We start from the raw sequence: 24766 nt of genomic DNA on the forward strand, positions 1-24766 counted from the left end.
ATATTAATCAAAGTTTATTTTAAATTAATTTTTTAGACTTACTGAACAAAAAAATTAAAAAAGGCAGGCCAGAAAAAATTTATAATGGACAATAGAATTGGCAGACACACTGTATACTACTAAAACACATTTAATTCATGCTATTTGCAAAATGGTTGGCGCAGGAAGGACTACACTAAATATATCAACCAGTTAATTCCGTATATTGGTACAGGATATGAAACGGCCTACTGTTAAAAGATACGATTTACCTGTTTTGATAGGGGAGTGAAACTAAAATTCAGACGGCAAGAGCACAAAATTTATTATTGTAATAAAGTTACAAAGTAAGGCTAGCTCAATAAGGAAATACAACGAGTGATAAAAAGTAAATGTATAAATGTCGTATATTTTGATGAGTCAGGTAATACCGAGCAGGGATTCAGAGATAAGAAGCAGCCTTGTATTACATTTGCTTCACATAATTTTTCAGAAAATACTTGCAAAAAAATTCTGGAAAGAAACTTTTTTCGAAATCAATCTAAAGAAGTTAAATACTCAAACCTTGGAAAAAAAAGGACGTGTTAATAAATGCTATAAGGTACTGACTGAGTTAAGTGAAAGTGAGGACTCTAGTTTTAAAGTGTATTCAGTATATAAACCTCTTTTTTTATTCCACTCTTTTCTAACATTTTTTCATGATAGTGCCTATGAGAAAAAATTTCCTAATAAATCTTATATTACAGGCGACCCAGATTGGCTCTTTTTTAGGATGCAGGATTTATGGTTTCATTTTGTTAGAATAGCAGGCCTAGGCTATATATTTAAATTAATTGAGCTGTACTCATTCTTTATGGAAAGGGGCTCGAAGGAAGGGTATGAATCTTTAATTGAACATATTAAAATTTTAAAAGACGACTGTGAGCAGGCAGCCTTAATTTATCGCTGGATTTTAAATACGACTCTTGAAGACTGTGTAAAACTAATTAATGGCAACTCAATTCAAAATGAGCCTGCCCAACCTTCCTGGTTAGATACAACTTTACCCTGCGTATATCAGCTACTAAATCATTGGACATATTTTTTTGATGGTAAAAATTTTGATGTAGTCCATGATGATTCCTGGGTATTAAAAAAAAGAGATTGGATTATTACTAGCTTAAAAGGTAATCCAGAGGAGAAACAAAGGATATTAAAGTCAAAAGTGCGAGATAAGTGCTTTTATATTTATCCTGATTACTTACCAATACATAATTTTGAATTTAAAAATTCAGAAAATTATGCTGCCTTGCAAATAGCAGATTTATTGGCTGGATTAATAAATGAATTTGCAGTTAATTTGTGCGCAGAAAAATCCTCTAATGAACATCTTGATTTAATTATTGATCTTATTGCCGAAGATAGTTTTATCTATATGTTTCCAACTATTAATTATGCTCGTATAGAAGATCGGCAAATAATATGCAGTAAAAATGTACGATTTATGTAATAGCAGATTAAAATATAGCTAAGGGGAATGTTTCTACTGAATATCCCAAAACCTCATGTTTCTGATAATTATAAAATGTTTCTAATAGTTAATAAATCACCGTTTTTTAAACCTTTAGATTAAGCTGTATTGGAGTGTAATCATATGAGAAAATTACGAGATATTATGAAATAAGGTTTAAGATGGGTAAAATACAATCCGTACAAATTCATGAGCAAAATTTTGAAGACATTGTTAATTTAATTACCTCTTCAAAAAATAAGGCTTATCAAGCGGTTAACACTGTATTAATTGATTTATATTGGCGTATTGGTGAGTACATTAGTCAAAAAATTTCAGTTGCTGAATGGGGTGAAGGAGTTGTAGAACATCTGGCAAGCTATATATCCCGGACTCAACCCGGTATTAGAGGTTTCACAAGACCTAACCTTTTTAGAATGAAACAATTTTATGAAACCTATCATAATGATCAAATTGTCTCACCACTGGTGAGACAATTACCTTGGACCCATAATTTAATAATTATCAATCAGAGTAAAACAAGGGAAGAACGAGAATTTTATCTTCATAAATGCCTTCAAGAACAATGGAGTAAAAGAGAATTAGAGCGGCAATTTAAATCCGCACTTTATGAAAGATCCTTGTTAAATCCTGTTCAAATTTCAGGAGCTTTAGAGCAATCCCACCCAGAAGCAAAAAATTCGTTCAAAGATACCTATATGATTGAATTTTTAGGTCTTCAGGATGATCATGGAGAAATAGATCTTCATAGAGGCTTATTAACGAAACTCAAAAACTTTCTAATTGAACTAGGTAAGGATTTTTGCTTTGTGGGAACAGAGTATCCACTACAAGTAGGTGGAAGAGATTTTTTAATTGATTTGTTATTTTTTCATCGAGGTTTAAATTGCTTAGTAGCTGTAGAATTAAAAGTAGGGCGGTTTGAACCTGAATACTTAGGAAAGCTATCATTCTACCTAGAAGGATTGGATAAAACGGTGAAAAAATCACATGAGAATCCTTCTATAGGATTATTGTTATGTGCGAGTAAAGATAAGGAGGTTGTAGAATTTTCATTAAACAGAACTCTATCACCCGCCTTGATTGCAGAGTACCAAATTCAACTTCCTGATAAAAAATTGTTGCAAGAAAAATTACACGAACTGTTATCCGAGGATGAATAAAATAGTCTCGCCACTGGTGAGACTATTTTATTTAATGAAGACTTATATAATTAGGTCTGGTTAATTTTATTATCAGACTTATTATAGCGGGTGGGGCGCGGATTCAACCCACTAATGCAACTGCTTTTCGTCATAAAATATTTATTTGGCTTGCGCTATTAAATCCACCTTTAAGTTTACAAATGATTTATTCCTTATGATTATTTTCAATTACTCTAACGATTTTTTGTTGTAAACTATTTCTCCCATTACCATGGATATACTCAAAATCCTCAAAGAGCCTCAAATAGTTTGCTGCCTTATTAGATATTGCATTAATTAGAAAAATAATTTGTTCATATCGGTTAAGTAAGTCATGCCAGTACCAAATCGGTTCGTAATGGAAGATTCGATTACGAAGTCTTCGTACTTGTGTAAATTCTTTAGAAAGAAAATGTCGTGTTCGTTGTGACCGCTTTAAGAAAGGAAAAAGTCTCGTTTTAAACAATTTTGGCCACAAAATCTGACTGTGCTCATAACGTACATCCAATAGTGCTGTCCAAAAACCAAAAGATAGCTCGGCAACAACTCTACCAGGCTCAATGGGTTTCTTATTTTTACTGAGCGTCTTTTTTGCTTGCTTTACTTGTTCTTTCTCCCATTCACCTAGAAAATCTAATTCAAACCAATCTTCCCTATCAAATAAAACCGTAATACTTTGATGAAGACTATTGCGTAAAGCTATTTCTAATATCTGAATAAAAGGATAAAGCCCCTGACAAAGCTCAATATTCCAGGAATAGTTAACTAAAGCCTCTGTCGTATTTAAAGATTTAGTCAAATACCCTTCAAATCGTTGCTTTGAAAAGATAATTAATAGCTCGTCTAATAATTCATTTTGCTCTTGCACGAAATTTACTCTATAATATTATTACTGTCCCTGGGCCATTCCTCTCCTTAGCGATAAGTGAAGAATCCAGGGTTTTCTTATTTCAATCCCTCGTTTTTCTTATTAAAACTCTTTAAAGCCTTTTTATAAAGAATTTGAGTTAATAGCGCTCCACATTTTATAAATTAATAATACCTTTTTCCAATTGTCTATTAGTAAATAAGTTGCTAATAATATATATATTTACTATTTCTACAGTTTTTCGGATGATTTCTCTACTTGGGGTCGCCTCAGAAAACGGAAAATAAAGCACGCTAAGCGAAAGCTCGATCATGCAGTTGGCAGGTCACGCCACAGGCGCATTTGAGGCGGAAACGGCCTGGCTACAACAATCTGCCAGCCCTTGTAAGATGCCGCATGCTTCTACCTGTCGAGCGCCTGAGCACCTCTCGCGCAAAACGGCCAAGTGTTTCTTCAACTGTAACAACGCTTCCACGCGGGCCTCTACTTGTTGGATATGGCCATCCAGTAGCGCATTGACCTCGCCGCAATCCTGATTCGGGTTATCTCGCAGGTCCAGCAATGCCTGGATTGCTCCCAGCGTCATGTCGAGCGAACGGCAATGGCGGATGAACTGCAAGCGCTCGACGTGAGCGTCACCGTATAGCCGGAAGTTGCCGCCGCTGCGCGCTGGCTTTGGCAATAGCCCCTCCTTCTCGTAATAGCGGATGGTGACGATCTCGCACCTTGTCCGCTTGGCAAGTTCACCAATCCTGATTTCCATATTTCATCCTCATTTAAAACTTGACTCTATAGTAGCTATAGGGTCTTTAATGAGCAATACAGAAATCTGCGTAAAGGAATTGTCATGAGCGAATGCGGTTCAAAGGGGTGCGGCTGCTCGACCGTGCCGATCAGCCAGCCCCCTGCGCAAGCCCAGCTAACGGCTGAATCGGCCCAAGCGGTCTACCGCATCGAGAACATGGATTGCCCCACGGAAGAGGCGCTGATCCGAAGCAAGCTAGCCGCGCTGCCGGGCGTGGTCGGGCTTGACTTCAACCTGATGCAGCGCACCTTGGCCGTGCGGCATGAACTGCCATCGTTGACTCCGGTTGAGCAAGCCTTGAAGGCCATCGGCATGCAGGCCGTGCGCATGGATAAAGCTTCTGACGAGCAGACGACCAAGCTGGTCATCGCCAAGATGGATTGTCCAACCGAAGAAGCGCTGATCCGCAACAAGCTTGCCACGGTAGCCGGGGTGACCAATCTCGATTTCAACCTGATGCAGCGCACCCTGTCCGTGCGCCATGCTGCCCACACCCTGCCGGAAGTATTGGCCGCGCTGAAATCTCTGAACTTCGAGGCGCAAGTGCTCAATGCGGAGGAAGCCAACGCCTCGCCGGCGATATCGACAGTCGCATCTACCAACTGGGGGCCGCTTGGCATCTCCTTGGCGGCTGCATTGGCTGCGGAAGCCGTCTACTGGTTCCACAACGGCAACCATTGGTCAGTCGTTGTTCTGGCGCTCGTCGCGATCTTCGCGGGCGGCCTTTCCACCTACAAGAAGGGCTGGATTGCGCTCAAGAACCGCAACCTCAACATGAACGCCCTGATGTCAATAGCCGTCACGGGCGCCATGTTGATCGGTCACTGGCCGGAAGCAGCGATGGTGATGGTGCTGTTTGCACTCGCTGAAGTGATCGAGGCAAAGTCGCTGGACCGTGCTCGCAACGCCATTCGTGGCCTGCTCGACCTTGCCCCGGAACAAGCCACGGTGCAGCAGCCGGATGGTTCGTGGCGCGAAGAGGATGCCAAGCAGGTCGCCATCGGCAGCCGGGTTCGGGTCAAGCCGGGTGAGCGTATCGCCCTCGATGGCGAAGTGCTGGAAGGACGCTCTACGGTCAACCAAGCGCCGATCACTGGTGAAAGCCTGCCAGTTGAAAAAGCGCCTGGTGATCTGGTGTTCGCCGCCACCATCAACGAATCCGGCTCGTTTGAGTATCGCGTTACGGCCACGGCCAGCAACTCCACATTGGCCCGCATTATCCACGCGGTGGAAGCTGCCCAAGGTAGCCGCGCACCTACTCAACGCTTTGTCGATCAGTTTGCACGCTGGTACACGCCAACCGTATTCGGTGTGGCGGTTGCGGTCGCACTGATTCCCCCGCTATTCATGGGCGCAGCGTGGCTGGACTGGATTTACCGCTCGCTGGTTTTGCTGGTCGTCGCCTGCCCGTGCGCGCTGGTAATCTCCACACCGGTCAGCATCGTTAGCGGCTTGGCGGCGGCGGCGCGGCACGGCATTCTTATCAAGGGTGGCGTCTATCTGGAAGAAGGCCGCAAGCTGCGCTGGCTGGCACTGGACAAGACCGGCACGATCACGCACGGCAAACCTGCGCAAACCGATTTCGTCGCGTGGGGCGATGCGCTACCAGCCAGCAGCCGAAGCATTGCCGCCAGTCTCGCGGCTCGCTCTGACCATCCCGTGTCCAAAGCCATAGCGCAGGCAGCGCATGCCGAAGGGGTTGCGCTACACGATGTTGCCGAGTTCGTTGCACTGCCCGGTCGTGGCGTGCGAGGCAGCATTGACGGTGTGACCTATCACCTTGGCAACCATCGGATGCTCGAAGAGCTGGGGCATTGTCCACCTGAATTGGAGCAGCGCATCGCTGCGATGGAGCGCGAAGGCAAAACTGTAGTGATCCTGGTGAGCACAAAGCGTGCGCAAGCCCTGATCGCGGTGGCAGACACCATCAAGGACAGCAGCAGGAGCGCTATCGGCGAGCTGCATGCGCTCGGCATCAACACCATGATGCTGACTGGCGACAACCCGCACACCGCGCAGGCAATTGCCACACAAGCCGGGATTGATCGGGCGCAGGGCAATTTGCTGCCAGAGGACAAACTGCGCGAGGTCGAACAACTGGCGCAGACTGGCAAGGTCGGGATGGTCGGCGACGGTATCAACGATGCCCCGGCGTTGGCACGTGCTGACATCGGATTTGCAATGGGGGCCGCTGGCACCGACACGGCCATTGAGACGGCGGACGTCGCCCTGATGGACGATGACTTGCGCAAGATTCCGACTTTTGTGCGCCTGTCACGTGCGACGGCTCAGGTACTGATGCAAAACATCGTGCTGGCACTGGGCATTAAAGCGGTGTTTCTGGTACTCACCTTCACTGGTCACGCGACCATGTGGATGGCCGTGTTTGCCGACATGGGAGCCAGCTTGCTTGTCGTGGGCAATGGCTTGAGGCTGTTGCGCCGATGAACTGGAAATTCATTCTCTATGACTGGTATGGTCTGAACGTCGCGTTGTTCCAGGTCATCAATGCGGGAACGCCTGCCGCGCTGGGACCGCTGGTGTGGTTCTTCAGCCTCGTAGGCAATTACTGGACAGCGCCCTTGACGCTGCTGGGTCTGTGGTGGTGGTCGAAGTCAGCAACCAATTTAGCCCGCGCTGATGCAGTTTGGCATCGGCTCATTGTTTTTGGCACCGCCTTCCTGCTGGCCTTGCTGGCCGCCACTGTCTTGAAGCTGTGGCTCGACTTCCCGCGTCCGCCCGCCGTCTTCGGCGAGTTAGTGCGCATCATCAGTGAGCATGAGCGGCACTACAGCCTGCCCAGTGGGCATGCTACCTATTCGGCGTTAGTTATCGGCGCGCTTTGGCCTTTGATGGGTCGCCGTGGCCGCGTCGGTTTGGTGCTTTATGCCGTCTTGGTCGGATGGTCGCGCATTGCTGCTGGAATGCACTTCCCGGCTGATGTGCTGGCGGGCTGGTGTCTAGGATTGGGCAGCACCGTTCTTGCCGGACGGCTGATACCGCTTGTCGCTCCCACGTGGCAGACGGCTCGCCACACGTCGGCCTCGGTCTGGTATGTGGTGGCCGTGTGCGCCTTCATGGCCGACCAGTTCGCCAAGCTCGCCGTCGTCCGCACGTATGCCTATGGCGAACAGGTCGAAGTCACGCCATTCTTCAATTTCGTTCATGTACTGAATCCGGGGGCCGCATTCAGCTTTCTGGCAGGCGCGGGCGGTTGGCAACGCTACTTCTTCATCGTCCTTGGCTTGGCAGTCTCGGCTTGGCTGGTACGCATGCTGAAACAGCGGTTGCCAAGCCTTGAAGCACTGGGATACAGCCTGATTCTCGGCGGGGCGCTTGGAAACGTCGCGGATCGCCTATTGCGCGGGCAGGTCGTGGACTTTCTCGACTTCCATTGGCGGCACTCGCACTGGCCTGCCTTCAATCTCGCTGATGTTGCCATCACCTCAGGGGCGGTCTTGCTCATCATAAACGGGCTGATCCAAGGCAGGGCGGTGGACGCAAAGCCAATTGAGAATTATAATCATTTACAATAAATTATTCTGACACTCTCCTATGCCTTGCCGAGCACCTTATCGCTGGTTGATGGCGCTGTTGCTCGCGACTTATGCGCTTATCAGCGGGCCAGCACTCGCAGCCGACAGCACCGAAACCAAAGCCAAGCAAATTTGGCAGCTTCTGGACTATGTGGCTGTCGATTACGGCGGTGCCGTAGCCAATGGCACGGTGCTGAAGGCGTCGGAATATGCAGAGATGCAGGAGTTCGTCGCCACCGCCGAGCGTCAATTGGGCGAGCTACCGAGTAAGACCGACAAGGCGCGCTTGCTGCAACAAGCTACGGAGCTTCGCCGCGCAGTAGCGAATAAAGCTGATCCAGCCATCGTGGCGCAACTGGCGCATGCGCTATCCAGCGCCGTGCAAAAAGCGTATCCATTCCCGGTGGCCCCAGCCGCCGTACCGGACTTGGCGCGGGGTGCGCAGTTGTTTCAGGCGCAATGCGCGGCCTGTCATGGCATGCAAGGGCACGGTGATGGCCCCTTGGCTACCTCCCTGAACCCCAAACCAACCGCGCTGGCCGAGCACTTGCGGGCGCGGGAGCGCAGCTTGTTCGCACTACATCAGATCATCAGCAACGGCGTCCCAGGGACTGCCATGCAAGGCTTTGGCTCATTATCGGACGAGGATCGCTGGGCGCTGGCATTCTTTGTCGGTACGTTGCCCTATGTACAGAGCGACAAGACCGCAGGGGCAAAGCTTTGGCAAACGAATGGGCAAGCCCGTCAAACGGTTGCCAATCTGGAAGCATTGACGCAAACCTCCGAGCATGTCTTGGCGGACAAGCTGGATGAACCCTCAGCTAAAGCGCTGACCGCATATCTTCGCGCTAACCCGAGTGCGTTGGACGCAAACAAGCCGAAAGGCACGGCAATAGCCAAGGCCAAGCTTGGCGAGAGCGTGGTTGCATTGCAAAACGGGGATCGTGCGACCGCAGCCAAGTTGGCCTTGTCCGCTTACCTTGATGGTTTCGAGCCCGTTGAACCGGCGCTCGCCACCCGCAACCGCCCGTTGTTCGAGCAGATCGAAGCTGCAATGGTGTCCTACCGAGCATTGGTGGCAAACGGTACTCCGGCCGAAGTGCAGGCCGCGCACCAACAGTTACACGGCTTGCTCGATGAAGCAGACAAAGTTCTTGCCCCTTCGGAGAACGATACCGTCGCGGCCTTTATCGGGGCATTGACTATTTTGCTGCGGGAAGGCTTAGAAGCGTTGTTAGTGGTCGTCGCCATGCTGGCATTTCTCAAGAAGGCCGAACGCCGGGATGTCGGGGTCTATGTGCATGCAGGATGGATGGCCGCACTGGCGGCAGGTGGCATCACTTGGGGCGTGGCGACCTATTTGGTCGGCGTCAGCGGTGCGAGCCGGGAATTGACGGAAGGCTTTTCTTCACTGTTTGCGGCTGTGGTCCTGCTCGGCGTCGGAATGTGGATGCACCAAAAGAGCGTCGCCGGTCGCTGGCAGATTTACCTCAAGGAAAAGCTATCCTCGGCGCTCAACAAGCGCACGGCGTGGTTCTTGTTCTCGCTGGCATTCGTCGCGGTGTACCGCGAGGTGTTTGAGACGGTACTGTTCTACGCCGCTCTTTGGACAGAGGGTAATGGATGGCCTCTGCTCGCTGGCCTGGGTACGGGCATGGCGCTTTTGGCGCTACTTGCAGTGGTACTGCTACGCACCAGCGCGCGATTGCCGATCGGGCAGTTTTTTGCGGCCAGTTCTATGCTGGTAGCAGTGCTCGCGGTGATCCTGGCTGGCAAGGGCATTGCGGGTCTGCAAGAGGCCGGACTCCTGCATACCAGTCCGATTGCAATCCCTCGGATCGATTTGCTTGGCATCTATCCGTCGTGGCAAACGGTCCTAGCGCAGTTTGTCGTTCTGCTCACCACTGTGGTGGCTTTCACTATCAATCTGCGTTCGACGCGGCAGAGGGCAACGCGGCGAAGCTGATTCAAGGCGCTTGCCTATCTCGCAAACAGTGTCAGTTTGAGCTATGCCCTAACCTGATGTCAGATGTTGAGCACAAACAACGTCAGAGTAGAGTGTGAATTTATATTTATTGACACATTCAGCCAAGGGTAATAGATTTCATCCTGACATTTTTACCTTTGGAGGCATCTTGCAAGGTCAACGTATCGGCTACGTCCGCGTCAGCAGCTTCGACCAGAATCCTGATCGACAACTGGAACAAATAGAAGTCGGCAAGGTATTCACCGATAAGGCTTCAGGCAAGGACACACAACGTCCCGAACTTGAAAGGCTGCTGGCCTTCGTCCGCGAGGGCGACACCGTGGTGGTGCATAGCATGGACAGGTTGGCACGCAACCTTGATGACCTGCGCCGCATCGTCCAAGGGCTGACACAACGGGGCGTGCGCATGGAGTTCGTCAAAGAAGGGCTGACGTTCACCGGCGAGGACTCACCGATGGCCAATCTGATGCTGTCGGTCATGGGAGCCTTTGCTGAGTTCGAGCGCGCCCTGATCCGCGAACGTCAGCGCGAGGGAATCGTGCTGGCCAAGCAGCGCGGTGCCTACCGGGGACGAAAGAAATCGCTGAACAGCGAACAAATTGCCGAGTTGAAACGGCGAGTTGCGGCAGGCGACCAAAAAACCTTGGTGGCCCGTGACTTCGGCATCAGCCGCGAAACCTTGTACCAGTACCTGCGGGAAGACTGACCATGCCACGCCGCTCAATCCTGTCCGCCACCGAGCGCGAAAGTCTGCTGGCACTGCCAGATGCCAAAGACGAACTGATACGGCACTACACGTTCAACGAAACCGACCTGTCGGTGATCCGTCAGCGTCGCGGCGCCGCGAATCGATTGGGCTTCGCCGTGCAGCTTTGCTACTTGCGATTCCCTGGCATCTTCTTGGGCGTCGATGAACCTCCATTTCCGCCCCTGCTGCGCATGGTGGCCGCACAACTCAAGGTGCCGGTGGAAAGCTGGAACGATTACGGCCAGCGCGAGCAGACACGGCGGGAGCACTTGGTCGAGCTGCAAACGGTGTTTGGATTCAAGCCCTTCACCATGAGTCACTACCGGCAAGCCGTGCATACATTGACCGAACTGGCCTTGCAAACAGACAAAGGCATTGTGCTGGCCAGCACCCTTGTTGAAAACCTGCGGCGGCAGAGCATCATCCTACCCGCCATGAATGCCATCGAGCGCGCAAGCGCCGAGGCCATTACCCGTGCCAACCGGAGCATCCATGCGGCATTGGCCGATTCCTTGATACCTGTCCATCGCCAGCGCCTGGACGAACTGCTCAAGCGCAAGGATGGTAGCAAAATGACGTGGCTAGCGTGGCTGCGCCAATCGCCCGCCAAGCCGAACTCGCGCCACATGCTTGAACACATCGAACGCCTCAAAGCCTGGCAGGCGCTTGACCTACCTGCTGGCATCGAACGGCAGGTACACCAAAACCGCTTGCTCAAGATCGCCCGCGAGGGCGGCCAGATGACGCCCGCCGACCTGGCCAAGTTCGAGTCGCAGCGGCGTTACGCCACCTTGGTAGCACTGGCCATCGAGGGCATGGCCACCGTCACTGATGAAATCATCGACCTTCACGACCGCATCATCGGCAAGCTGTTCAATGCGGCCAAGAACAAGCATCAACAGCAGTTCCAGGCTTCCGGCAAGGCGATCAACGACAAGGTGCGGATGTATGGGCGCATCGGTCAGGCGCTGATTGAAGCCAAACAAAGCGGCGGCGATCCGTTCGCCGCCATCGAAGCGGTCATGCCGTGGGACACCTTCGCCGCCAGCGTCACCGAGGCGCAAACGCTGGCGCGGCCTGCCGATTTTGATTTCCTGCACCATATCGGCGAGAGTTACGCCACGCTGCGCCGCTATGCGCCGCAGTTCCTGGACGTGCTCAAACTGCGCGCCGCGCCCACCGCCAAGGGTGTGCTCGATGCCATCGACGTGCTGCGCGGCATGAACAGCGACAGCGCGCGCAAGGTGCCCGCCGATGCGCCAACCGCATTCATCAAGCCGCGCTGGGCAAAGCTGGTTCTGACCGACGAGGGTATTGACCGGCGTTACTACGAGTTATGCGCCCTGTCGGAGCTGAAGAACGCACTGCGCTCTGGTGATGTTTGGGTGCAGGGTTCGCGCCAGTTCAAGGACTTCGACGAATACCTGGTGCCGATCGAGAAGTTCGCCACCCTGAAGCTGGCCAGCGAATTGCCACTGGCCGTGGCCACCGACTGCGACCAATATCTGCATGACCGACTGGAATTATTGGAGGCGCAACTCGCCACAGTCAACCGCATGGCGGCGACCAACGACTTACCGGATGCCATCATCACCACTGCATCGGGCCTGAAGATCACGCCGCTGGACGCAGCGGTGCCAGACGCCGCGCAAGCCTTGATTGACCAGTCGGCGATGTTGCTGCCGCACCTCAAGATCACCGAGTTGCTGATGGAGGTCGATGAATGGACGGGCTTCACGCGCCACTTCACACACCTGAAGACCGGCGACACGGCCAAGGACAAAACCTTGCTGATGACGACGATTCTGGCTGATGGTATCAATCTTGGGCTCACCAAGATGGCCGAGTCCTGCCCTGGCACCACCTACGCCAAGCTGTCTTGGCTGCAAGCCTGGCACGTTCGCGACGAAACCTATTCGACGGCGCTGGCCGAGCTGGTGAACGCACAGTTTCGACAACCCTTCGCCGGAAACTGGGGCGACGGCACCACGTCATCGTCGGACGGCCAGAACTTCCGAACCGGCAGCAAGGCAGAGAGCACCGGGCATATCAATCCGAAGTATGGAAGTAGCCCTGGGCGGACGTTCTATACCCATATCTCCGACCAATACGCGCCCTTCAGCGCCAAGGTGGTCAACGTCGGCTTGCGCGACTCGACCTATGTGCTCGATGGCCTGCTGTACCACGAGTCTGACTTGCGTATCGAGGAACACTACACCGACACGGCGGGCTTCACCGATCATGTGTTCGGCCTGATGCACTTTCTGGGATTCCGGTTCGCGCCGCGCATCCGCGACCTGGGCGACACCAAGCTGTTCATTCCCAAGGGCGATACTGCCTACGATGCACTCAAGCCGATGATTAGCAGCGACAGGCTGAACATCAAGGCTATTCGCGCTCATTGGGATGAAATCCTACGGCTGGCCACTTCGATCAAGCAGGGCACGGTGACGGCCTCGCTGATGCTGCGCAAGCTCGGCAGCTATCCGCGCCAAAACGGCTTGGCCGTCGCCCTGCGCGAGCTGGGGCGCATCGAGCGCACGCTGTTCATTCTGGATTGGCTGCAAAGCGTGGAGCTGCGCCGCCGCGTCCATGCGGGGCTGAATAAGGGCGAGGCGCGCAACGCGCTGGCCAGGGCGGTCTTCTTCTACCGATTGGGTGAAATCCGCGACCGCAGTTTTGAGCAGCAGCGCTACCGGGCCAGCGGCCTCAATCTGGTGACGGCGGCCATCGTGTTGTGGAACACGGTCTATCTGGAGCGTGCCACCAGTGCTTTGCGTGCCCACGGCAAGGCGCTGGACGACACGTTGCTGCAATATCTGTCACCGCTGGGGTGGGAGCATATCAACTTGACCGGCGATTACCTATGGCGCAGCAGTGCCAAGGTCGGTGCGGGGAAGTTCAGGCCATTGCGACCGCTGCCACCGGCTTAGCGTGCTTTATTTTCCGTTTTCTGAGACGACCCCTAATAGATTAGGACATCCCAGGGGAGAGGTAATAACTCTAACTGGAGGTAAAAATGAGCAATAAGAAGTATTCTGAAGAATTCAAATTAGACGCAATTAGCCTTGTTAATGAACATGGATATACTCAAGTAGAAGCTGTAAGAAGTTTAGGAATAGAGTGCTTATTTCATTTTAAATAAATCAATAAAAAAAGTAAAAAATTATTAAATTTAAAGCTAGCCAAGATAAATATTAAGAATACTTAATCTTGAATGCCCGAGTTCCCGAGTTAAGATATGCCTTACTTTAAAATCGATATCTTGCTCTACTTTGGACATCTCTTTTGCTATAGTACCGCCATTAAAAGGACACTCCCACCCTCTTTTATTAAGATCATAAAACGCAGTTAATTCTTTATAACGCCTTTGAGCATAGCTATGCCTTAGCCCATGCAACTGTTTAAGGCCCATGAGCCTTGTTTGATAGGCATATTTATTAAGCTGTTTAGCATACGTGCTTCCTTCATAAATTAAAGATTGACCATATTTAACGGTCTCCCCTACTCGCTCTAACCAATCCCGTTGCGCTTGATTGGTAATAGGTATGCTTCTTCCTATTCCGCCTTTGGTCCAGCTGGGTGCAAGTAAGATAGCATCCTTTTTGATTAAAGCCTGACTTAAATTAAACTTAATTGATTCTTCGCGCCTTAAACCAAATAAATACTGACCCTCCATGGAAAGCCTAATCAGTGAATCAGAGCACTTTGAAAAATCAATATGATGAATGGCCTTGCTCTGCTCGGGGAAATATTGCCGACGGCCTATTTTATAAGCTTTATTGTCAGGTTTGACTAATTTTTTATCCTCTAATAATTTACCCAGTTCGCGTAATTTTGATAAATAATTTTTAATCGTTGCTGGACTTTTATCTTCTTGTTTCCAATAGTCAACTAACTTATAAATATGCTTAGGCTTAAACCCTTTAACATGAGTAAGTTTAAAGCCCAACGTATGTAAATCACGAACACATTTCCTAAGCATGACGCGCATATCATTTTGACTCGCATAGGACTGATAAGAAGCATGTTTAACTATTTGGTTAATAGAAAATTCTGCGCTTTTTAATTTTGTCTTACTCTCCCTCATGCAGATATCTCCTTAGTGCCCTTTCACTTACCCCCATCTCCTCTAAAATAATTTGTCTCGCTTCACGTTTAGGTAAACTTGTTTGCAAGTAAGCTAATCTATTTTGTGCAAAAACATAGCGATAGTTGACCGCAGGCGTAAGCCCTACTTTTATAACTTCCATCCTATAACGCCCTCTTACGCCCTCATACCCATACTGCTTAATTGGATTTAAGTTCATGTTAATAATCGTGGCCGTTTTAAGCACCTCTTTTTGCGCTTCAGAATAGATTTCTATTACTCTGTCTTTGCTATTATTTGTCATATCACGGCTAAGTAGTAAGAAGGTTGTCCTTGCATGCAAATCAGGGGTAAAACGAAACGCTTCACTTAAGGTTAAGCCAAATTCTGTTTGAAGACTTAAAATAAAACGTACAACTGGATCAGATACTTTTTCCAAGCAATCATCATGAACACGCTTTATTTTAACGGGCTTTGCCCTAACAAGACCAAGTGATTTGTTATCAATACCTTCAAGTTGATGATTAATTGCTTGCAAAAAATATCTGATTTCAGCGATATACATTCTAATTGTGTCGTCCGTTTTAGATTCTCTTTGCCACTGTATAATGACCTTCAATAAGTGATCTTTGGTTAGCCCATACCAATTAGGCGGAATAGGGCTACAAGCGTATAACGTATTAATAAAACGTAATACAACATTTTTTCTATAGGTTCTCTTTTGATGTGAGCCCGTTTTTATCAGAGAAAGGTGCCTAATTGCTACTTCTCTTAAGTGACCTAACCTACCCATTGTCTGCCCTCTTCATTTATGAAACATCACTACCTTTACCTTGTACTTTGTTTAGTGTTGACAGAGCAGGTCATACAAATGATGATCCTTGACATAGTCACAGGGCTCTATAGTCAGAGGTAAATCAGTAGTTACTCAACTAGTGCTTTACTTTAATTACAACGGTCTTTACTTTTTCAGTCCTCCTTATTTTCGTTTTAAGTTCAAATATAATCTCATCAACTACCCTCTTATTTGTTCAACCAATTGTTGTTTCACACTTGAGAGCGCCTCTTCGGTCACCAATGCATTAATCAATTTTTTAAAGGTAGGCCTCATTTCAGTTTCAGCTTCAATATCACGCTGTACTTTCATTAACCGCTCAAAGTTCTCCTGATTTAATAAAAAATCTTTTTGCTCTTGCTTCTTAAGCTCATCGGTCACATCCCAATCATTATTTTTATTGTCATTTGTCATCGTTTTATTCCTCATTTAGAAGTTATAAAAAATGAATATCTCTCTTGTCACCTCGTGACAATTAATACAAATAGAAATCACAAACATGAATTACTGTTTAAGATTTAAAAGAAATTAATTCAAAGTTCACTTTCAAAATTTAAGCGTTCAGCGAATAAACAAACATACGCTGATAGCAATAAATCCAGGCAAATTAATAGACTGGTAACAGTGGGTTCAAAATAGAGGCTATTTTGATAACAGTAGGTTTCATTAACTCACTAATGAATAACAGTGGTTTCCAAACTTATCGTCCTGTCTGAAGGTTAAGGAATAGAAGCAGACATTACACAAGACCAAAACACTGGTTTCATCCGAATTTCACGGACTCATCAGTTGTGCTCATTTTTATCATAACAAAGACCTCTATGAGCTGCAATATTCTAGTTAATTTCACATTAATGAATATTAAAGAAAGGCATACATATAATCTGAATACATAATTTATGAGTCATCAATTCTTTGAAATATAAATATACCAAACTTATAAATTATGAACAAAAAAACGGACAGAAAATTTTGTTTTCCGTCCGTTTATCTATTATGTTATTGATATCATTAAAAATTTCGCAGCATCAATGCTGCGTCACTATGACTTGCTTTGTGCAAATCGATAGTGACGCAGCGTGCTTCGCACGTTAAAAGTGTGCGCTCACCCCACCAACAGAGTCCTTTGCTTTTGCATCGAGCAAAAACAAAGGACATCATTATTGCCCACATACCCACACTATAGCTTCACTTAGGCCGTAGGTTGTTACGCTCCGTGTGGATATGTGGACAAAATGATCTTACAAGCTCATAGCCACTTCTTTGACTAAAGTCATTTTAAATGCTATTGTGTACACATGGGTACTTAATTAATGAGTAATAAAATGACTGCCACAGTATTAAAAGTAGGCATGCGAGAATTTAGAGCGCATCTTCAACAATATATTTTAACCTCGTCTCCAGTTGCGATAACAAGACATGGAGAAACGGTTGGCTATTATATACCTACGAAAAGTCATGCTGAGAAATCCGACCTTCATGACTTAAAAGAAGCAGCTGCCAAGCTAGATAAACTATTAATCGAGCATGGTATATCTGAAAATGAACTATTCGCTGATTTTAGAAAACTAAAATCTAAGAATCGTAAATAATGTCTTTAAAATCAATTGTGCTTGATGCAAACACTCTCATTAGAAGTGTTCTAGGTGAAACAGTTAGGAATATAATTATTCAATATCAGGAGAAAATAGATTTTTTTGTACCTGATGTTTGTTTAATTGATGCGGTTAAATATATTCCTCAAATTTTTGAAAAGCGTAACATGCCAAGTGAGCCTGCAATAGCGTTACTTGAAAAACTTAAAGCATTATTCAACATCGTTGATAAAGAAATCTACAAGCAATATAGCCATGATGCTAAAGAAAGAATGAAAGCACGTGACATAAATGATTGGCCTATTGTCGCCACTGCGTTAACATTTTCCTGCCCTATATGGACAGAAGATAAAGATTTTTTTGGCTCTGGAATGCCAACCTGGACGACCGATAGGATTCACATTTTTTTACAGCAATAGTTTCGATTAACTACAAGCTTTAAGTAAGCTTTAAAAATATAGCTCATTTTGTAATACTCTTTTCTTGGCTCGTACAAATGCAATGACTATTAAACTGTTAGTAATCCTTAATTAATTGCTCATAGATAAATTTTGCTATACCAAAGATAAAAAGACCAATAGCCAAATAATAAGCGCCACTACTTAAAAAATGCGCTATTTCTTGCGCTAAAGGAGCCAATAAATCCTTAGGGTTAGGGTTATCAAATAGCTTATTAATAAAGAAGCTAGCAAAAAAGGCGACTAGGCTTATAAATAAGATTCTTCTTGAACTAACGAATAAAAGGGTTTCCATCATTTTCCTATTAAAATTTAAAAATTAAAATTGACTTTCTAAAAGTGCTTAGTAAGCTGTTTAAACCCAAGATATCAAGCATTTAAAAGCATTAATTTCGAAATCAGTTAAAATCGTTATATTAACTTCCTCCTAACGTACTCTGGCGCGGTACGACTATTTTGATTTAAATGTCGATTAAGCGCACTACTTAGCTTTGCTAATCTCTGTGGACTTAAATTCGGGGCGAATGGGGAGTCAAGTGCTGCCTTTAACAGCGAATAATCAAGATTAGGCACGCTGGTTTTTAATTGGATAGCCTCCTCAACGGTAATTGAGTAGTCTTTATAGGAAGGTGTTTGAATAAGTTTACTTAAAAAGAAATTTAGCTCACGTTGATAGCGCTCTTTTTGCGTATACAAGGTGTGGCAAGAATCAAAGAGTCCTAATAAATGCAAAAGCTTAAGGGTAGTCATAAGCTTGTCAAAGAGTTCAATTAAATCAGCCAACACCATGAAAAAGCCATGTGAGGCAGCCATCTCATGAGTAAATTGTGCTTTAAACTCAATCGTTTTCGCACCGAGCTTCTTCCTTTTTTCAATAAGCGCTTCAAATTTATCAATTTCATCGTCAAAATGCGCATGCAGGTGTAACAATTCATCGTATAGCGTATAAAGACTAATGAGTGCATGTGCATTATGATTAAAACTTTCTTTAATCAACACGCCAATTTTCAGTTGGACACGCTCAAAAAAAAGATGGCCATTTTTAAGCGTTCGGCCAAAAAGTTGAGCTGCTTCTTGATTGACTAGCGTTAAACGAATGATAGCGGTCATGAGATTCTTTCTCCTGATTGAATAAGGCTTGCGGTAGTTACCTGCAAGGGTTTGTCGAGTTCTACTCGATAGACAATTTGCGAGTTGCCTTGGTCTTTGATGAAATAGGGACACTCTAGTGCGGTTAATACCTTAGCAAGCAGCTCGGCATTAATGCCTGAGCGTGCTTGATACTTTGCGAGTACCTCTTCTTTAATAAAAACTACCTGGGCAGGATATGCATCGCTCGTTTTGACCAAAAGCTGATAGTCTGGGTTAAATTGCCTACTTTTTGACTCAATACGCTTGTGAAGCCAGTTAATAAAATCGCGGACAATACCAGACGACTCCTCTTCATTAAGCTGTGTCAATGCTTTCTCAGCTTGCGCCTTATTTTCTTCAACCATCACAGGCGCGTTAACGCGCGCTTCAGTTTCTTCATCTTGTGGCAACCATGACTCTAATTCTCTGTTTGTGTTGGAATTAAGCGTTTTTAAGTCTTTAGCAGGTATTTCTCTATTTACCTCCTCTAGTGCAGATACATGAACTGCCTTTTTAAGTTTAATGCTATTGAGTTCCTTCATCGCAGCAATCATGTTATCAGGAGCAAGACCATCATTAAGCGGCAAGGGAATGCGAATTTTATAAAGCTCCCCGCCATTAACGAGCACAAAGGCCTGCCCTTTCGGTAATTCACAAACATCAGAAGGCTCAAGCATTGGAATAGAGGTCATCTGGACGCGATCTTCATTGGTGGTATTAAAATACACTTGATCTTCGCCATGAGGGGTGTCATTGACCGTTGAGACTTGCGTGTGACTAATCACATCAACTTTGGGTAAAATGTCCGTTAAGACTTTCGCTGTATCAGTATTTTTTACTCGAAGCATAATAATGGTGTTAAGATTTCCTTCCGTCATTTCAGCCATGGCACGTGAGCCTAAAGCCACTTCCAAGTCCTGCTTGGTTTGTGCATAAGCGGTTACTTGGAAACCCGCGCCCCCTGCTTTGTTTAAAATCTTAACAAAGGATTCTTGAATGATTTCTGATAACTCATCGCAATGGATATTAACCCGATAATTGGCGGCAGGCTCTTTATAAATTTTACCTGCCGTTGACACTAAATCCGATAAAAAGGCTTTCCCAACACCCTCTGCCACCACCGTGTTTGATAAACTATCTAAGCCAATATAAAGCACTTGTTTGGCTTTGATAACCGTCATTAATTCAACTTCAGACGTATTGTTTCGCCCTGAAAAAATGCTACTTGCTGAAGAGCTGTTAATTTTGGCAAGCACAGGCCCCACGCTTGCTGTAATTTTATCGTAATATTGCTTATCTAGGCTTGCTGCGTCATAAAGCTCAATGATGGGGTGGCCTTGAAAGGCCTTAATATCCCCTTTTTCAATGATATCACTGACATACTGTTTGATGTATTTTAAAACGGCTTTCGCACGGTCCATGGGCGGATAAGGATTACCGTATTTATCTACTTTGGTATCGTTCTCAACGAGGATGGCTTGAACTTCTGCTAAATAGTCAGGATGAGTCTTGGCAAACACCGTATCGCAATAACGCATCAATAATTGGTCAAGGCGGGTTAAGTAAAAGCCGATTTCTTCGTAATTAATTGGCTCATTCATCGCAAGCAGCGCTTTAACAACAAGATTGACATACTTCCAAGCGAAATCAGCAAACTGCTTACCTTCTCCCTCCGCCCCAATGGCGTCAGTGATGCGGGTAGCCACTTCCGTTAATTGCTCAAAGTTTTTTAAAGGATTGTAGTTTGCTGAGGCTTCTGGAAAGCCCAAATGAACCATTTTAAAGTCCGACAAGCGAGCGCATGCAAGACACGCTGAATACATGTCACGAACTAAATCCAAATCGCCTTTTGGGTCAACCACAATAACCGCATCGCCATTGCGAATGTCTTGATTAATCAAAATAGACGCAAGTCGTGTTTTACCTACCCTGGTCGTACCTAATACAAAAGTATGCCCAACGCGCATCTCCTGTCCAATTAAGATAGGCTTGTCTTTATTCCCTAAGCCATGCAGATAAGGCTTGCCGCCGACAGGTGGTAGTGGTTTTAAAGGATTAACTCGAGCTGGGTTATTAAGAAATGCTGTCAACAGAGATTTGGGATGCAAACGCGCATACTCCCTAGCTTTTTGATACAGTTTGCCTGGGTGGATAAACCGTAAATTGCCGACTTGTTTAATTTGATGAAGGCGCTGGGTGTGCAAACCAGTCCATAAAAAACCACGCCCTATAAACAAGTACTTTTTAGACAGAGGAACTTGTTTTGTAGACAAGGCATAATAAGACATCGCTTTTAAGCGTTTTTGATAACGCTTAACTCGAAATCCTTGCGTAAAGCGATAAAATCCAAAGCCACTTAAGATGCTTGCGGCGATATAGCTCATGTGCTTTGTTAAGAGCAAGACATGGGGCATTTTAAGCGCAATAGTCGCAAGTCCTAAAAAGGTGAGGCTTGAATAAAATTCCGTGGGTTCTCGTAATAAATTTTCAACAGGATAGTGCTTCATCATGACCTCATTTGAAATAACAAGTCTAAGGCCACTAACATGCCAACGACATAATGTCGTGCGAATAGAGCACGCTTGAGCTGACTTGGTTTAACAGAGAGTTTTTTTCGTTTTACATAGAATGCGATTGCTTTAGGCCATAGAAAGTATGCTGTGAGATAAATCATGCCATGAAGACTTAAAAACAAAACTCGATGTGTCTCAAAAAATACATGCCATGTTAAAAGTTCGTTATTGGTTGAAAGGAGCTGATTGATTATCATTGCTGAAAGCAAGACTAGAATAAGCCATTGAATCATCGTTATAATAAAAGCTGACAGATAACGTTTTAGCATGGAGAGCACTCCTGATGAATTGGAAGAAAGCCTTGAAAGGTTGTTTGCGCATCGCACTTACTTTGTTGGAAGCCAGTTTGGAGGTAGGTTGCAGTAAAAATGAAAAAACTATTTACAGTGCTGCAGAGGCCTATAAACTTTATGAAAAAGGTCAGATTGACTATAAAAAATATTCGGAAGTGATGCGCCGCCATGTCTAAAAATACTTTAATCATAGCAACCCCTTGGAAGCAGCTTTTACCCCGGCCCTTCCTATACTTTGTACCACTTGAGTTTTTTCGTTAGCAACTCCTTGAGAAGAAGTCAGCAAATCCCCTAATACCACCCCGCCTTCACCGCCAAAATGAGCGGACAATTTCAATAAAATGACTGGGGCGATGAAATAAAATAAAACCATCATGTTTTGCATGGCCGAGACGACATTGGATTCACCCAGACTATTAACCGTTGCGCGCTCCAAAAAGCTGCCAAGATGCCACAAATACTGCATGAAAATCGCCATGAACAGTAATGCGCACACGCTACCAACAGCTTTTGTACTATAGCCACTTAACGTCAATACAAACGGCGTTAAGATGATTAAGAAAAAATAAAAAAATGCTTGCATGATGGGCAGCGATTGCAAAATAGCTTCGCGCTTTAAAGGGGTGGTGGTAAACGATTTAAACCATTGTCCTGTATTGATTAAGGCGCGAGACGCAGCCGTTTTAAAGGTGCCATTGGTGTTATCCATCAGTGCTTCATTGGCCGCAAGTTGAAGGTCTGTTCCATCCTGAAGTAACACTCGCGCAATAAAATCATCGGCACTAATTTGACTACCCCACCCTATTTTGTGTTTTAGTTTATATTGAGTGACACGGTGCCCTACATTCCATTTGCCCAAGTGCTCGTCATACCACGAGGCTTTGTTGGAGGCTTCTACTAAATCCTCTTTAATTTTATCCCACCAAGCGGCGCAGGTTGGATAACCATACTCAGGTTTATGCGCGGCAACCGCCTTATCCTCTTTGCCCGCGTCTTCAAAATGAGACGATGGATTGGAGGCATAGGAAAACCCAGGCACAGGACTTCTGGCTTTTAAATCTTCATAGTAAAAGGTTTGCAGCACTTTCGACCCCATCCAGTTTAAATCATCCTCACCGCCATATTGCTGCAGTATTTTTTGAACTTTAGCTTGTTCGGCTGCGGTTCGGGACGTGTTTAAATACGCGGTCTTAGCCTCTAAATAACATTGTTGATGGAAATCAAGCGCTTGCTTTTTAAGGGCTTGGGGAATATGCGTGGATATTAAATCCCCTTTAATGGCCTGAAGACTATCAGAGCAGCCGGTCACTTTCATTAACCCATACGTCGTGCTGGACGCTACGTTTTGCAAAAGCAAAAAAACCAAAGGCACTTTCACCTGCCCGGTTAAGACATCGGCAAATGATTCGTCATAGGTCGTACCTGTGTCTTTAATGCTAGAATCTTTAGTCTTTTCGCCTCCTAACGTACACACTGGTCTAAACACTAGCCCCTTTTGTTGTAAGGCCATTGAGGGATAAACAAAAAGACCACAGATAAAAACCGCTATCGCCAGTTCAAATAAAAAGTGATTTAAGGCATGCTCAGCCGCATGGTGAGTCGCGCCCGCCGGCGCTAGCAAATTTTTTAAAAACCGCCAAACAATCGCAATAAACCCCACATACAAAAGACCAGTTTGCCAAAGGGCATCATAAATCACATCATACTGCTGCCAACCTAAATAGGTGGTGTAGAGTGCGAGCGGACTAAACACAATCATGCTGAACGCTCCTTTTTAGCCTGCTTATAAACAGCGCCCTCTTTAATGACATCGGTGCTTAAGGAAGCAGGCGCACGACTTTCATTGAATTGCTGGTCACGAACGCCCATGATGACGTTTAAGGTATTGGTCATCATACGCTTGCGAACGTCTTGTTCAAAAGACAGCTCATTGATTTCAGAATCCAGTTTTTTAATGGCCTGCAAGACCATGGTTTGCACAGGTTTTAATCGTTGAACTTCTTGAATTTGAAAACCAGCTTGCAAAAGGCGCTTTAGCATTAAGGCTTCTTCCAATAAATTCTGGATAGCGATTTCTTCAGCGAGTTTCGACACCGTGAGAATTTGTTCTTCGCGCGCTAAGCGCGCAGTAGCTGAAATGATGTCTTGGGTAATTAGAATATTGCCCGCTGAGAGTTTCTTTAAATTGGCATCCGTGGTGGGCAACTTGCCATCGACTAGTTTCCATAAGAAATCAGCCACATTGACCGTACACGTTTTTGAATCAGCAATTTTGGGACAACTTTGTAGCAACGTGGCTAACCCAATGCCCGCTTTGGCATCTTTACTGCCTGCCACTTTGGCATGCGAAATTTTAATATCCCCTAACACAAGCACCGCCCAATCTGCTGCTTTTTGCGGGGAGGCCCACGTGTGCGTAAAGGGGTTATTCTTTTTAACTGTATTAGGCACTGATGCTTTATCATCTAAGGCCCGAGAAGGATTTAAAAGCACGTTGTAGCCTGCGATGACCACATCAGAGATGACTTCAATCGGCGCTTGGTATTTACCCCCTGAATTGCCGCGCGCTTTATGCACCCAAGGAATACCGTATTCTTCTGATTTTTGCGCAATGGTTTTAGATGACTCCGTAATATCAACAGGCGCATTTTTATTGTTGGTGGCGGCACGCTGCGCTGATTCAATCCAGCCTTCTGAATCAGAAACAGACAACAACGCGCTTATAGGGGAGCTGCCATTTTCAAGGTTAGTTTTCACGCGATGACAATCAGATAAGCGCATCTGAAATTCGTTTTGAGCGCTAAAGGCGGTATTTTGAATAATGTTGTAGAGCGCTGGCATGGATTGACTGAGTTTATACATCGGATAACCCGCCACCCCGCCTTTTAAGCCATCGATGAGGCTTGCTGGAACGCCTGCAATTTTATCCTTAATGCCATTAAAGGAATTACCAATAGTTACCGCCGGATTAAAGGCGGCACAATTTAACATACCGTCAGCATTAAGCTGTCCCCCAATGGTCACTTTTTCGGTGTGACTAATAGCCGGAACATAGACATCAGAGCCACCCCCTAATTGATAATAATATTCTGATTTTTCGGGAAATAACGAGGCATTGGAAATGCCTGCTACCATAATCCCTAATCCCAATAATGATTTTTTCATACCTTTCCC

General features: G+C 46.1%; 20 protein-coding genes and 2 pseudogenes. 11 read left to right on the forward strand and 11 right to left on the reverse strand.

Features of this window, described 5'->3' with window-relative positions:
• Positions 1-622: 622 nt before the first annotated feature.
• Both DYE47_RS14275 and DYE47_RS14280 read left to right on the forward strand, forming a co-directional pair.
• A complete protein-coding gene (locus DYE47_RS14275) occupies positions 623-1468 on the forward strand; it encodes a DUF3800 domain-containing protein (protein WP_147285934.1) in 846 nt (281 codons plus the stop codon).
• Between the two features lie 182 nt (positions 1469-1650).
• Positions 1651-2652: a PDDEXK nuclease domain-containing protein gene (locus DYE47_RS14280; protein WP_115304139.1), complete on the forward strand. Its 1002-nt coding sequence runs from the start codon at positions 1651-1653 to the stop codon at positions 2650-2652.
• A gap of 187 nt (positions 2653-2839) precedes the next feature.
• Here the strand turns inward: DYE47_RS14280 and DYE47_RS14285 are convergent, their stop codons facing one another.
• Positions 2840-3541, reverse strand: coding sequence for a hypothetical protein (locus DYE47_RS14285; RefSeq protein ID WP_115304140.1), 702 nt, complete (start codon positions 3539-3541; stop codon positions 2840-2842).
• A gap of 325 nt (positions 3542-3866) precedes the next feature.
• Positions 3867-4304, reverse strand: coding sequence for a Cd(II)/Pb(II)-responsive transcriptional regulator (gene cadR, locus DYE47_RS14290; RefSeq protein WP_003052301.1), 438 nt, complete (start codon positions 4302-4304; stop codon positions 3867-3869).
• Between the two features lie 84 nt (positions 4305-4388).
• Here cadR and DYE47_RS14295 point away from each other — a divergent pair, with 84 nt between their 5' ends.
• The 6 genes and pseudogenes from DYE47_RS14295 to DYE47_RS16285 form a co-directional block, all read left to right on the forward strand.
• Positions 4389-6794 (forward strand): heavy metal translocating P-type ATPase, encoded by a 2406-nt coding sequence (locus DYE47_RS14295; RefSeq protein ID WP_058523796.1) that lies wholly within the window; start codon positions 4389-4391, stop codon positions 6792-6794.
• Complete coding sequence (gene lspA, locus DYE47_RS14300) at positions 6791-7882, forward strand: signal peptidase II (protein ID WP_003052308.1); 1092 nt, start codon at positions 6791-6793, stop codon at positions 7880-7882. The genes DYE47_RS14295 and lspA overlap by 4 nt, the downstream gene beginning before the upstream one ends.
• A 49-nt stretch (positions 7883-7931) precedes the next feature.
• Entirely contained in the window at positions 7932-9848 is a 1917-nt protein-coding gene (locus tag DYE47_RS14305) for a cytochrome c/FTR1 family iron permease (RefSeq protein ID WP_112220629.1), read from the forward strand.
• 169 nt (positions 9849-10017) lie between these two features.
• Positions 10018-10575, forward strand: coding sequence for a recombinase family protein (locus DYE47_RS14310; protein WP_001162010.1), 558 nt, complete (start codon positions 10018-10020; stop codon positions 10573-10575).
• Positions 10576-10577: 2 nt separating this feature from the next.
• Entirely contained in the window at positions 10578-13550 is a 2973-nt protein-coding gene (locus DYE47_RS14315) for a Tn3 family transposase (protein WP_105731065.1), read from the forward strand.
• A gap of 86 nt (positions 13551-13636) precedes the next feature.
• Positions 13637-13738, forward strand: a pseudogene (locus tag DYE47_RS16285) (transposase); the annotation flags it as partial.
• Between the two features lie 60 nt (positions 13739-13798).
• Here the strand turns inward: DYE47_RS16285 and DYE47_RS14320 are convergent.
• From DYE47_RS14320 to DYE47_RS14330, 3 genes are all read right to left on the reverse strand, one after another.
• The gene (locus DYE47_RS14320; RefSeq protein ID WP_115304141.1) at positions 13799-14707 is read right to left on the reverse strand and encodes a phage integrase N-terminal domain-containing protein; all 909 of its coding nucleotides are present in this window, start codon (positions 14705-14707) and stop codon (positions 13799-13801) included.
• Positions 14694-15500 carry a hypothetical protein gene (locus DYE47_RS14325; RefSeq protein ID WP_115304142.1) on the reverse strand — a complete coding sequence of 269 codons (807 nt, stop codon included), beginning with the start codon at positions 15498-15500 and terminating at the stop codon, positions 14694-14696. Before DYE47_RS14325 ends, DYE47_RS14320 begins: the two co-directional genes overlap by 14 nt.
• A 222-nt stretch (positions 15501-15722) precedes the next feature.
• Complete coding sequence (locus DYE47_RS14330) at positions 15723-15956, reverse strand: hypothetical protein (protein WP_115304143.1); 234 nt, start codon at positions 15954-15956, stop codon at positions 15723-15725.
• 899 nt (positions 15957-16855) lie between these two features.
• Here DYE47_RS14330 and DYE47_RS14335 point away from each other — a divergent pair.
• Positions 16856-17134 carry a type II toxin-antitoxin system Phd/YefM family antitoxin gene (locus tag DYE47_RS14335; RefSeq protein ID WP_242604258.1) on the forward strand — a complete coding sequence of 93 codons (279 nt, stop codon included), beginning with the start codon at positions 16856-16858 and terminating at the stop codon, positions 17132-17134.
• Complete coding sequence (locus DYE47_RS14340) at positions 17134-17556, forward strand: PIN domain-containing protein (protein ID WP_115304144.1); 423 nt, start codon at positions 17134-17136, stop codon at positions 17554-17556. Before DYE47_RS14335 ends, DYE47_RS14340 begins: the two co-directional genes overlap by 1 nt.
• 97 nt (positions 17557-17653) lie before the next feature.
• Here DYE47_RS14340 and DYE47_RS14345 read toward each other — a convergent pair whose 3' ends face one another.
• The 4 genes and pseudogenes from DYE47_RS14345 to DYE47_RS14360 form a co-directional block, all read right to left on the reverse strand.
• On the reverse strand, positions 17654-17893 hold the full coding sequence (locus DYE47_RS14345) for a hypothetical protein (protein ID WP_165482078.1): 240 nt from the start codon (positions 17891-17893) through the stop codon (positions 17654-17656).
• A 113-nt stretch (positions 17894-18006) separates the two neighbouring features.
• Positions 18007-18705: a hypothetical protein gene (locus DYE47_RS14350; RefSeq protein ID WP_115304146.1), complete on the reverse strand. Its 699-nt coding sequence runs from the start codon at positions 18703-18705 to the stop codon at positions 18007-18009.
• Positions 18706-19247: 542 nt separating this feature from the next.
• Positions 19248-21233 (reverse strand): annotated as a pseudogene (traD, locus tag DYE47_RS14355) (type IV conjugative transfer system coupling protein TraD); the annotation flags it as partial.
• Positions 21233-21568 carry a hypothetical protein gene (locus tag DYE47_RS14360; RefSeq protein ID WP_115304148.1) on the reverse strand — a complete coding sequence of 112 codons (336 nt, stop codon included), beginning with the start codon at positions 21566-21568 and terminating at the stop codon, positions 21233-21235. The pseudogene traD and the gene DYE47_RS14360, both read right to left, overlap by 1 nt.
• 14 nt (positions 21569-21582) lie before the next feature.
• On the opposite strand from DYE47_RS14360, the gene DYE47_RS14365 reads away from it, so the two are divergent.
• Positions 21583-21768: a hypothetical protein gene (locus DYE47_RS14365; protein WP_115304149.1), complete on the forward strand. Its 186-nt coding sequence runs from the start codon at positions 21583-21585 to the stop codon at positions 21766-21768.
• Positions 21769-21779: 11 nt separating this feature from the next.
• Here the strand turns inward: DYE47_RS14365 and DYE47_RS14370 are convergent, their stop codons facing one another.
• Positions 21780-23351, reverse strand: a complete 1572-nt coding sequence (locus tag DYE47_RS14370) for a conjugal transfer protein TraG N-terminal domain-containing protein (RefSeq protein ID WP_115304150.1) — start codon at positions 23349-23351, stop codon at positions 21780-21782.
• The gene (locus DYE47_RS14375; RefSeq protein ID WP_115304151.1) at positions 23348-24757 is read right to left on the reverse strand and encodes an integrating conjugative element protein; all 1410 of its coding nucleotides are present in this window, start codon (positions 24755-24757) and stop codon (positions 23348-23350) included. Before DYE47_RS14375 ends, DYE47_RS14370 begins: the two co-directional genes overlap by 4 nt.
• Positions 24758-24766: the final 9 nt, after the last annotated feature.

This window comes from Legionella beliardensis, assembly GCF_900452395.1.
Taxonomy (GTDB): Bacteria; Pseudomonadota; Gammaproteobacteria; order Legionellales; family Legionellaceae; genus Legionella_C; species Legionella_C beliardensis.